This window comes from Syntrophotalea sp., from assembly GCF_050253115.1.
Taxonomy (GTDB): domain Bacteria; phylum Desulfobacterota; class Desulfuromonadia; order Desulfuromonadales; family Syntrophotaleaceae; genus Syntrophotalea; species Syntrophotalea acetylenica.
The window spans coordinates 1-10891 of sequence record NZ_JBFWJQ010000085.1 but is presented as its reverse complement, the minus strand read 5'-3'; the positions used below and the strand labels follow the sequence as shown (position 1 = coordinate 10891).

General features: G+C 50.8%; 14 protein-coding genes. 8 read left to right on the top strand and 6 right to left on the bottom strand.

Features of this window, described 5'->3' with window-relative positions; all coding sequences use genetic code 11:
* The 6 genes from AB7E65_RS09420 to AB7E65_RS09395 all read left to right on the top strand — a co-directional run.
* On the top strand, positions 1–361 hold a 361-nt coding region (locus tag AB7E65_RS09420), incomplete at its 5' end, for an HAD family hydrolase (RefSeq protein ID WP_428745757.1).
* Between the two features lie 173 nt (positions 362–534).
* Positions 535–1260, top strand: a complete 726-nt coding sequence (locus tag AB7E65_RS09415) for an SIMPL domain-containing protein (protein ID WP_428745756.1) — start codon at positions 535–537, stop codon at positions 1258–1260.
* Between the two features lie 96 nt (positions 1261–1356).
* Positions 1357–1971 (top strand): LysE family translocator, encoded by a 615-nt coding sequence (locus AB7E65_RS09410; RefSeq protein WP_072286180.1) that lies wholly within the window; start codon positions 1357–1359, stop codon positions 1969–1971.
* 198 nt (positions 1972–2169) lie between these two features.
* Positions 2170–2721: a hypothetical protein gene (locus AB7E65_RS09405; RefSeq protein ID WP_072286179.1), complete on the top strand. Its 552-nt coding sequence runs from the start codon at positions 2170–2172 to the stop codon at positions 2719–2721.
* Positions 2722–2762: 41 nt separating this feature from the next.
* Positions 2763–3620 (top strand): MBL fold metallo-hydrolase, encoded by an 858-nt coding sequence (locus AB7E65_RS09400; protein ID WP_428745755.1) that lies wholly within the window; start codon positions 2763–2765, stop codon positions 3618–3620.
* A gap of 324 nt (positions 3621–3944) precedes the next feature.
* Positions 3945–4436 carry a C-GCAxxG-C-C family protein gene (locus AB7E65_RS09395; protein ID WP_320361214.1) on the top strand — a complete coding sequence of 164 codons (492 nt, stop codon included), beginning with the start codon at positions 3945–3947 and terminating at the stop codon, positions 4434–4436.
* Between the two features lie 201 nt (positions 4437–4637).
* Here AB7E65_RS09395 and AB7E65_RS09390 read toward each other — a convergent pair whose 3' ends face one another.
* Entirely contained in the window at positions 4638–5090 is a 453-nt protein-coding gene (locus tag AB7E65_RS09390; protein ID WP_072286176.1) for a desulfoferrodoxin, read from the bottom strand.
* 297 nt (positions 5091–5387) lie between these two features.
* On the bottom strand, positions 5388–5969 hold the full coding sequence (locus AB7E65_RS09385; protein WP_072286175.1) for a DUF937 domain-containing protein: 582 nt from the start codon (positions 5967–5969) through the stop codon (positions 5388–5390).
* A gap of 307 nt (positions 5970–6276) precedes the next feature.
* Between AB7E65_RS09385 and AB7E65_RS09380 the strand changes: the two genes are divergently transcribed.
* A complete protein-coding gene (locus tag AB7E65_RS09380; protein ID WP_072286174.1) occupies positions 6277–7134 on the top strand; it encodes a hypothetical protein in 858 nt (285 codons plus the stop codon).
* 8 nt (positions 7135–7142) lie between these two features.
* Positions 7143–7835, top strand: coding sequence for a class I SAM-dependent methyltransferase (locus AB7E65_RS09375; protein ID WP_428745754.1), 693 nt, complete (start codon positions 7143–7145; stop codon positions 7833–7835).
* Positions 7836–8052: 217 nt separating this feature from the next.
* On the opposite strand, the gene AB7E65_RS09370 is transcribed toward AB7E65_RS09375, so the two are convergent.
* The 4 genes from AB7E65_RS09370 to AB7E65_RS09355 form a co-directional block, all read right to left on the bottom strand.
* Positions 8053–8619 carry an HAD family hydrolase gene (locus AB7E65_RS09370; protein WP_428745753.1) on the bottom strand — a complete coding sequence of 189 codons (567 nt, stop codon included), beginning with the start codon at positions 8617–8619 and terminating at the stop codon, positions 8053–8055.
* A complete protein-coding gene (locus tag AB7E65_RS09365) occupies positions 8616–9314 on the bottom strand; it encodes a phosphate ABC transporter ATP-binding protein (protein ID WP_072288012.1) in 699 nt (232 codons plus the stop codon). Before AB7E65_RS09365 ends, AB7E65_RS09370 begins: the two co-directional genes overlap by 4 nt.
* Before the next feature lie 14 nt (positions 9315–9328).
* Positions 9329–10213, bottom strand: coding sequence for a phosphate ABC transporter permease PstA (gene pstA / locus AB7E65_RS09360; RefSeq protein WP_428745752.1), 885 nt, complete (start codon positions 10211–10213; stop codon positions 9329–9331).
* Positions 10210–10891 (bottom strand): PstC family ABC transporter permease (locus tag AB7E65_RS09355; protein ID WP_428745751.1); only part of this gene is annotated, 682 nt, incomplete at its 5' end. The genes AB7E65_RS09355 and pstA, both read right to left, overlap by 4 nt.

Sequence of the window (10891 nt, the reverse complement as noted above, 5' to 3'; positions counted from 1 at the left end):
TATCAGGACATGGAATCTTGCTCCCAGCTTGACACTCATTGTGGGCGACCGGGTACATGATGTGATTGGAGGAAAAAGCAACGGCATAATGACGGCACTCGTTACCTATGGTTATGGAACCCGGCGTGAGATCGAAGCGGCAAATTCTGACTACATTTTTGAATCTCCATCTGAGTTAGTTTTCATCCGGAAACGGCCCTTTTCCGCCATGGCGGCGTCAATCCGCAGGCTTGCTTGTGCGGCGTACCGATGTACGCCTCCGCGCAGCCCCTTGATTTCCTTGCCACAACGAAAAATTGCTCGTTTCCCATATGAAAACCACGATGTATCCATCCGGAGATTCCGGATGGATAAGAGTTAGTGAAAATCTTTCAAACAAAACGCGCGACGAACCATCCGCTCGACCAGACGGCTGACTCTGGGTGGGTGCCGGAGTAAATGTATAAATCCTTGTAATTACGAATAAAGGACATGTTTTTGCAGTTGTGTTTCTGAACTCACTCCCCCTCTAACGCTAATTGTTGGGAGAAAACCATGATTAAAGAAAATCAGGTTGGCTTGTTTTTTCTGGGGCTGTTTGTAGCTATTGGCTTAGCTGTCTCCGGCTACTTTATAGGACAAACTTTGTACAATTCCAAAGTTGCCCTCAACACAGCAGAGGTTAAAGGTTTAGCTGAAAGGAGGGTTACAGCAGATCGGGTTAATTGGACAATCGCTTATAAAGTGTCCGGCAATAATAAAGAACAGATACCGAGATTATACGAACAAGCCGAAAAGCACAAGGAGACCATTAAAGATTTACTTAAAGAGAATGGTTTTACCGAAGATGAAATTCAGCTAGGAGTTCTGAGTTACGAGTTTTTTGAATATCGAGATGAAAACCAGAAATTGGTTGATGAAGCACATAGATTAACAGGGACCATTAGTGTTGAATCAAATAAAGTCGAACTCGTCAGTAAAGTTCGAAGTAACGTAAATAAACTGATTGCTAAAGGTCTTGATATTGAAAACAGACCACCTTTATATCATTTCACCAAGTTGAATGAAATAAAACCGGATATGCTTAGCGAAGCTACCAAAAACGCACGCATCGCTGCCAACGAGTTTGCTAAGAATGCCAATGTGACTGTTGGTGGAATCCGAAGTGCACGACAAGGAAATTTCATTGTCGTCGATGCCGGAGAACAATATGGCGATTCCGCAAAAATTGAAAAAGATGTTCGTGTTGTTACAACAATAACCTTTTATTTGAATGATTGATAAAGCCAGCTTGATTCATTTTTAATTTCAACAGGTTGGCCTGGTTTGCCCCCAGCTACCGTGCCCCCTATTGACCGTAGGCAGGAGGCTCTTTGAATGTTGAACCTTGAATTTCTCATCACTTCATTTGTCGTGGTCCTCATACCCGGTACGGGAGTCGTTTTCACCATATCTACCGGTCTCAGCCATGGCCGAAGGGCCAGCGTGTTTGCGGCACTGGGTTGCACTTTGGGAATTTTGCCCCATCTCCTGGCGACAGTGCTGGGACTGGCGGCTCTCATGCACACCAGCGCCCTCGCTTTTCAAACCCTGAAGTACGCTGGTGTTGCATACCTGTGCTACATTGCCCTTGCCACCTGGCGGGACCAGTCGGCTCTTGCCGTTGAAGCAGGCTCTTCTGCAGGCAAGGCCACGGATCTTGTTTTGAAGGCGTTCCTGATAAATATTCTCAACCCGAAGCTAACCATCTTCTTCCTGGCTTTTCTTCCGCAGTTTGTTCAACCAGGGGCTGCTGCGCCAGTCTTCCAGCTTATCCTGCTTAGCGCCGTTTTTATGGCCATGACGTTTGTCGTATTTGTTGTCTATGGCTTTCTTGCGCATGCGTTCCGGAAAGCGGTCATCGATTCGCCACGAGTCCAGATCTGGCTTCGCCGCAGTTTCGCAGCAACCTTTGCTGGCATGGCGGCCGAACTCTCATTCGCCGATAAATGACGGCCAGCCACCAGGTCAACCGGACTGGTGACACAGGGGCGTTTTCCGTTCAGGTTTCCACGAGGCGGGCCCGTTTCATTGTGCCGGTGAGAAAATCGTTATGTGATGAACATTTGACGGTCCAGGTTTTTTTGAAAAGAATCTGCCGGGGAATTTATCTGATAAAAATTACGCCATTTCGCAAAGGGAATGTTGATTATGGGAAAAATCATCATGTTGTTTATGCTTGTAGCTTTGTTGCCAGGTTGTGCAAAACCCCTTTACTCGGTTGACCCGAACGGAAGCGTGGCTTCTGTCACCTATATCAGGCATGATGTCAATCATTATATTTCAGAAGAAACCGGGACAATTGTTCCCCGGGGAGAAAAGGATAAGTTCACCGGGAAGTTGATCTCAACCGAATGCCGCCGCACATTTCCAACGGTAATTTATCTTTACAAGTCCGTGGAATGTTCAGGCAATCCGGTTGTCATGGGCCGTCTTGACCTGAAAAAAAGCGACGATGCTACGGCCACCTTTAAGGTCAAGGCGGGTGTGCCTTTGATTAACAGTTACCGGACAAAGTTTCAAACATGCGAGAGGGACTGCTACAAGCATTTTTATACATCGTCCGTATTTGTTCCGGAGGAGAACGCAAAATATGAAGTCGTTTTAGAGCCAATTGACGGTGTCGCTGTTTACAAACTGAAAAATGGTAGAAAAATCAAACAGAAAGTTGATTCAAATTTATCAGAGTCTTGCCAATATTAAGCTAAAATGCTCTGGTTTTTGAAATAGCGAGGTATATAAAAATGCAGATTACAGAACGTATACATGCGCTAAAAATACCTTTTAAGGTGCCTGTTTCTCAGAAAGTTTCGCTCGATAGGTTCGCGTATGTTTATCTTGTTTTTGGCGACAAAATACATTTAATCGATAGCGGTGTGGCTGGTGCCGCAAAGGCAATTCTGGCGTACATAAAAGAGCACGGAAAAGAACCGGAGGACATTGCTTCTTTAATTCTTACCCATTCCCACCCCGATCACATTGGTGCAGCCAAAAGTATAAAAAAGCTGACTGGTTGTACGGTTTTTGCCCATAAAATCGAACAGGATTGGATTGAAGATACCGAACAACAATTTAAAGACAGGCCGGTCCCCGGATTTCAAAGTCTTGTGGAAGGTTCTGTAGAAATTGACAGATTTATTTCTGATGGCGAAATATTAGAATTGGAAAATAGCCTGTTTTGCACCATAGCTCACACCCCCGGCCATTCAAGAGGTTCTGTTTCACTGCGGATTGAAGAGGAAAAGTCTTTATTCTCAGGCGATGCCTTGATTTTCCCTGGTGACTTGCCAATCTACGAGAACATTGCAAATTCCATTGCCTCCATCAGAGCATTGCAAAAAATAGACAATCTGGAATATTTGTTCTCATCCTGGGAGTCTCCAATGCAAGGTCAAGAAAACATACGCAAGAGAATGGATGAGAGTATTTTATATCTCAACCGCATCCACGCTGCCGTTCTCAACAACAGCAATAATTCGCCACAGCAAAATATCATGGAGTTATGCCAGAAAGTAGTCAGTGAGCTTGGACTGCCATCTTTGGCCGTTATGCCGCTTGTTGCCAAAGCATTCGCATCGAGTCTTGCTGTTGAATCAATTTAGTATCCATCCGGAAACTTTGGATGAATACCGCGTCGTTTTCATGTGGGGAACGATCTATTTTTCGTTGTGGCCAGGCAATCAGGGGATTGCGCGTAGGCGCACATCGGTTCGCCGCGTCACGCGCAGGATAGGGAAGCGGACAGTCTGCGGTTGTCCGAAAGGCGAGGCCGGGGGCGGCCCGGGTCACACACAAGTCTGCGGATTGACGCGGCCGGTCATCGAACCGATATTTGAAAATCTCCATTTTTCCTTGAATTTACCTATCATGGATGTTCCCGGAATTCTTGCCTGATACAGGCATTTTTGTGAAAGGAAGGATGTGCCATGAATGAAGAAAAATGCTGCGAACTTGCGGAGCAGGCCTATGAGATCGCATATGAGCTGGATTCAAAATATGGCTGTTGCCCCCAATGTGTTTTGAGTGCCGTAAAAACGGTGATCGGGGACGAGGTGACAGATGTGCTGATCAAGGCCAGTCATGGCTTGTCAGGCGGCGGCGCTCTTGTCGGTACCGGTTTATGCGGCGCTCTGACAGGCGGAATCCTTGCCCTGGGCGCGAGGTATGGACGGGATCCCGATGCATTCAGCTCCGGCCCGGGTCTGGAAAATTTCCATGCGGGACGTGAACTTGTCTATCGCTTCGAGTCCGAGTTTGGCGGCATCTCGTGCGAGTATCTGCAACAGCGATTCAGCGGACGCACCTGGAACTTCTGGAACGCCAGCGAGTACCTGATGTTCGCCAATGAGCGCGGGAACCGGTGCGCCCGGGTCAGCGGCCTGGTGGCAAAGTGGGTTGTCGAGATGCTGCTTTCCTGATGCGGTAGCCGCTAGTGAAAACTTCGCCAGGCGAAATGCGGGAGATTCCCCGGGGCAAGGACAGAGCCGGGACGTTCGTCTAAAAAACCGGGCTGCCCATTTTGCAGGGAACAGCCCGGTATCCATTTGGCTTTTACCCTTGAAAAACCTGTTTGGATGCGATCCATGGGCCTTGGGTTTCACCCTGGCCTCGCAAATCGATCAGAAGGTTGCCGTCCAGAGGCCATGAATATTGCAGTAGGCACGGGCAACAACCTCACTGTCCGGTGTACAGAACTCCGCGTCGGGATTTTCACCGGCTTCGCAAACAAGGGCTTTTGCCTTGCCCGGGGTGCCGCTGATGCGGAACTTGACTACCGGCTCTTCACCGGGTTGCAGGCGCTGGCGACAAACCTTGCCGTCGACAACCAGTTCGACCCACTCGATGTAGTGTTTTTCCTCCATCGGATGCGCCATGCTGCCGACTTTGACCTTGAACCCTGACATGGTTTTTTCGATGACAGGTACATGTTTTTCCTTGGCCGCATCGACAGTATTCTCAACCATCAGCTTCATGGCCGCACCGCAACAGATCAATTCGCCAGCTCCTTCATGCACGACTTCAACAATATTCCCACAGGCATCGCATTTGTAGATTTCCAGCAGCTTCGGCATTGGCTCCTCCTTGTATGGCTGGTTTGTTTGCATTCAAAACCGCGTCTTCTTCCAACTCCGGAAAATCGACAACCCTGCAAGGGACCTATGGTCCCTTGCTTATACAGCAGCGACCGGCCCCCGCACCGTGGCTATCTTCCGATGATGTGAAAAAAATTGTTCTTTTACTATAACACGCCAATTCTCATCAGCAACTTTGCAGGTCACTGCAAAGCCCTGGAGGGGAATCCCGGAATCCCCGCCCATGGACCCGTTCTCCTGGGGGCGGGGAGTGACTACGGAGCCTTGTGCCCGGGACTACGGCTGGCGCATTGTCTTTCCGGCCATCCGGATGATGTCGTCCAGCGGATTGCCGTCGCCGTTCAGGTCGAGCATTGCGGCAAAGTTTGACGTTGTGGCGCCGCGACCGCCAAGCAGGCCCTTCAGCAGGCTGGCGAGCCCTTTCGGGGAGCGCTGTGATGCTGTGGTGGCGGTACTACCCTGCTTCGCCATGTAGCCCGTAACCAGCATCGCCAGCATCGGCAGCATCTTTTTCAGCAGTGTCTGGTCGAGGCCCGATTGTGATGCTGCGTTCTGTGCGACAGCACGGCTGACGTCTTTGGACCCGAAGATTGTTCCAAGGATGTTGTTGCCGCGGCTTACGTCCGTCGGCTGCGCTGCCAGCACCTGGTCGAAAAGGCCGCCACCGCCTAGTTGGCCGAGCAGGCCGCCGAGGCCTTCAAGACCCGTGGGCTGCGATTGTGCCTGCTTCTTGAACCCGCCGAGGATAGCCGGGATGAGAGCTTCGGCACCGCTTGCAGCCTGGGTTTCGTCGATGTCCAGTTCTCGCGCGATAGATTGGAGTCCGCCCATTTTGGCGAGGATGTCGGTGATCTGCATGTGTCCGATCCTTTGCTTTGATGGTTGCCCTTCTGGCTCAGTCCAAAAGGTCCGGGGGTATATTGCCGCCGTTGGAGACTTTGCTATTCTCTTTTCTGGTTTGTAAGGTTATGTGACCCGGCCAGGTCGCAAGGGTACATAGCCTTCTGCTCCCTGATAGTATACAATTTCCGAGAGAGTTTTGAGGTCCCCGTAGCCGGGGTTGGAAAAAAACATACCGGGAGTCACGGAACACTTTCCCTGTCAGGGAGTGCCCCGTTTCGGTATGGCGCAGTAAATAATGGTTTGGGATATCGGGTGACTGAAAATGCATAAAAAGACCATTGCCATTGTTACGGACAAGCCGAAATCGGTCTTCAACTCCTCCTATCTGATCAGCTATTTGATACCCTTGTGGCAGGACCGGGGCCACCGGGTGGTGATAAGCACGAAGTGGCCCTTTCCTGATGCCGATGTCGCTCTTCTGCATGTTGATCTCACCAGAGTGCCGCTTGTTTATCGCTTGATATCCAAAAAATACCCGGTGGTTCTAAACGGAAACTTCCCTGATAATTCCAAAGCGATAGTAAGCCAGCACCTGTTGAAGATTGAGGATCATTATGCTGGACCCGTTATCGTCAAGACCAATGGCAATTTTGGCGGCATGCCTGATATCGCTAAAAGTTCCAAAGGGGATAGCCGCAGGGTGCTGAATGAAACATCCAATTTGGAAACGTTGAATTGGCACGCTATCCGGGCGATAAGTCCGGAAAGTTATCCTGTTTTTCGCGACAAATCAGACGTTCCGGCAGGGGTGTGGCGCAACAGGCATCTGGTGGTGGAAAAGTTCCTGCCCGAGTACGACGGTAATGGTCTGTATCGCATGCGGGCCTGTTTCCTTTTTGGCGATCAGGAAGTAAACATGGTGGTTACCTCGGAAAAACCGGTTATCAAGGGGAGTAATATCTGCAGCAGGGAGTTGTTGGATGAACCGGCTCCCGAGGCGCTCAGGGTTTTGCGAAAAAAGCTGAAAATCGATTTTGGCCGGTTGGATTATGCCGTCTCGGAGGGCAGGGTCGTTCTTTACGATGCCAATAAAACCGCGACACTGAGCCGGCAGTCTGGTCTTGAATGGGCCGACAGGGTTATCCGCCCCTTGTCGCACGGCATTGAAAAATATCTGTGAGGTCACGTATGGCAAATATTGAATGGAATTCCGATGTCGTCTATTCCAGAATCATGAGCCAGACAGACAAAAAACGCTACGCCGCAGGTTCTCCCGACCCCTGCGAGGTCGGCGTGTATGCCGGCTGTCTGCCCGAAAACAGCTCGATCGGCGTGGTTCTGGGGATGACGCCCGAGTTGCGGAATATGGCGGCACAACACTGCAGTCAATTGATATCCATCGATCATAGCGAGGCGGCCATTGCCACCTACAAGGATTGGCTGGCGCCGGCGCTGCGGCACAAGGAGCAGGTGGTGCACGGCGATTGGAGCGCCCTGGAGAGCATTTTACCGGAAGCTCCGGATTTCATTCTCGGGGATGGTGTTTTTGGCAATATCGTTCCAGTTGACAAGTATTCAAATCTGCTTTGCGCGATAAGAGCGGCTTTGTCCCGCAAAGGCTGTTTTGTTACGCGACATTGTCTGATGCCCGAAGCGGTTTTGGACAAACCGGAGCACCGTCGGGATCTCCTCGAAAAGTTCCGCCGGCACCTGATAGACGAAGCCGGGTTTGGTTTGAGCATGCGCCTGCAGGGATATGTTGATATTGCCTACGACAGAGCCGGCTTTGTCCTGGATAACGCGAAAGTGTTTTCGGCGGTCGACAGGGATCATGAATCCGGCATGCTTTCATTATCCGAATATCAGATAATCCGGCGCTAACTGTTTGGCGGGTTGAACACCATCCCTACGAGAAATGCCTGGGAAGCATTGTTGCATAAGGCCGGTTTCACCTTTGAGCGACGGCATTGCCGGGGAAAATACTGGTACGATTATTACCCGATATATGTCTACCGCCCTTTGTGAACCCCCAAGCGGGAGATGAAAACGGAAGCGGTCCCGGTCCCAGATCGCCACAGAGATTCTCCCAACAGGCCGGTCAGTTCCTCAGCGTTGCCGTTAACCGATGTGGCTGTAGCAGCAGGTCCAGAGCATCGTTGATATCGTTACAGACAATATCCGCAGCTTGCATCGCAGCGATAGCGGCTCCTTCTTTCTGAACAACACAGACTCCCAAGGCCGCATGTTGCAGCAACATGCCATCATTCCTCCCATTTCCAATCGCCAGTACACTTTTCAGACCCAGATTCTCGGCATATTCCAGTTTGGCCTGATCCTGCCGGTTTTTACCGATAATTTTCAACGTACAGGAAATCTTCGCCAGTTCCGAGCGGGCACTCGCGTTGGTATCGGCGGTAATGACATGCAGGGAAACCAATGGACTCAACTCTTCGAGTCGTGAGGCGACCCCGGGAATCAGCTTGCCATCGACAGCAAGCGTGCCGTTGAAATCGAGAATGACATGTTCAATTGTGAGGCTTTCTTTGTCGGGAATATGGAGGGACAGCATGAAACACCCCTTTGCTTGAAAGATATGACAAAGCCAGGCCCGGCTGGACTTGTATCCGGTATTTCGGGCAATTGCGGAAAAGTTCTGCTTATTCACGAAACAACGGTACTGTCATCAAACGTGACGATATGATCGGAAATACGGCTTACCTGCTCCAGATAATGGGAAACCAGCAGAATGGTCAGGCGATCCTTCAGCCCCACAAGAAGCTCTTCAATCGCTGCCATCGACGCCTGATCCAGGGATGAGGTAGGCTCGTCCAGGAGTAACACTTCCGGTTCCAGGGTCAGCGCACGCGCAATGCACAGTCGCTGCTGTTGTCCCCCTGAAAGGCTGCGAGCATCATCATTCAGCCGATCCTTGACCTCGTCCCACAAATTCGCCATCCGCAATGCGTGTTCCACCTTGTGCTCGATCAGCTTCCGGTTTCTTTCGCCGGCCAGTTTCAGAGGAAAGGCGATATTTTTGTGAATGCTCATGGGCAGAGGATTGGGGGCCTGGAAAACCATGGCCACCATTTTCCTCAACTCCGTCACCGGCATGGCGGGAGCATAGACGTCACGAAATCTGCCTTGCAGCTTAATCTCCACCGCCCCGCTCATATCCGCATCCGACACGTTTTCCCACAGACGATTGAGAGTCATTAGAAATGTGGATTTGCCGACACCGGAAGGCCCGGTAAGAGCCGTAATCGCATTCTCGGCAAAATTCACGTTGACATCTTTCAGTATCAGCCGGTTCCGGTAGGAAAAAAATAGATTTTCGACGCGGATTTTGATCGCTTCAGTCATGGTTTGGCTCTGGCTCATGGCCGGTAAAATACGAAGTGCGACAATCCCTTCCTGATACCATAGGCTACTGCGAAAAGGAGGGCACACAAAAGCAGGAGGATAATGGATGCCCCATACCCCCGCATCAGTTCCTCGGGATCGGAATACTGGGATGAAATGTAATAGATATAAAAGGGCAGCGCTTCGAATTGGGCAAAAACAGAACGCGGCACCCCGGCAGAGGCAACAGCCCCGGTCAGCATAATAACCGCCGTATCTTCGGCACAACGGCCAATGGCAAGAATGATTCCGCTCATGATGCCGGAGAGGGACCGGGGGATCAGTACCAGAAAAACATTCTGCAACCGCGTGGCCCCCAAGGCGAGGGCCGTCATGCGAATATTCGAGGGAATACCCTCGAGAGCCGCCTGGGTCGTACGGATAATATAGGGCAAAACGAGCAACGACAGTGCAATGCTCGATATGAGCAGGCACGGACCGATCCGGTTGGAATACTGTTTGTGCAGAAATACGGCAAAGGAAAAACCGAAAAGTCCGATGACGATGGAAGGGATACCGGACAGAACATCAAAAAAAGCATCCAGTGCTCTTTTTATCCGTGAACCGGCATACTCCGCAAGGTAGATGCCCGTGGAGATACCTATCGGGATGGCCAGTACAATGGACAGAATGACAAGAACAAGTGTGCCGGCAATGGCCGGAAAGAGCCCGTCAAAAACCCGGGCCCTGAATAACAGCGCCCGCAACGGAGGGGTATCGCCGAAAATCAAAGACAGATTGAGGGAGGTGTATCCTTTGATAAACAAGTATCCGAGTAGCACCAAAACGGCAGACACCAGGATCAGGCCGGCTATCCACGCAAAAACAATGGAAAAAATTTCGAGAGTCCGGGGTTTCAAGCTTTTTTGTTCTCCGCAAAACTGAGATATCGAGCCAGAAACGTTACCACCAAGGTGAACAGATAGAGAACAACCCCGCAGGAAAAAATCGACCGGAACTCGGGGCTCTCGTAATCCGCGGCGATCACCAGAGCGATATGTGCCGTAAGGGTTCGGGCCGGTTCCAGAACCGATTCGGGAACCCGGACCGAGTTGCCAGCCAGCATCAGTGCCACGAGCGTGTCGCCCACAGCCCGGCCCAAAGCCAGAATAACGCCATTAAGCAGCCCCTTTCTCGCTGAGGGAAGAATAACATAAAGCAGTTTTTGCACAGGACTCGCGCCCAGCGCATCGGCGGCATCCAGATAGGATCGGGGAATTCTGGCGAAACTGTCACAAAAGAAAAGAGTCATGGTGGGTGTGATCATGATGCCGAGCACCAGGGCCGCGGTAAGCACGCACATCCCTGATCCGTCCTGAAAAAGTTCCCGGACAAATGGAACAAGCAGAAAGATACCCACGAAACCATAGATAACCGTTGGGATCCCCGTCATCAACTCGATGAGTCGACGAAAAACCCGGCTGAAAGGTTTCGGAGCAATGGTTGTAATCAGAAAGGAGCAACCGAGGCTGAGGGGAAAAGCGACGGCCAAGCCCAGCAGGGAAATGCACGCCGTACCCACGATCATCGGATAGATA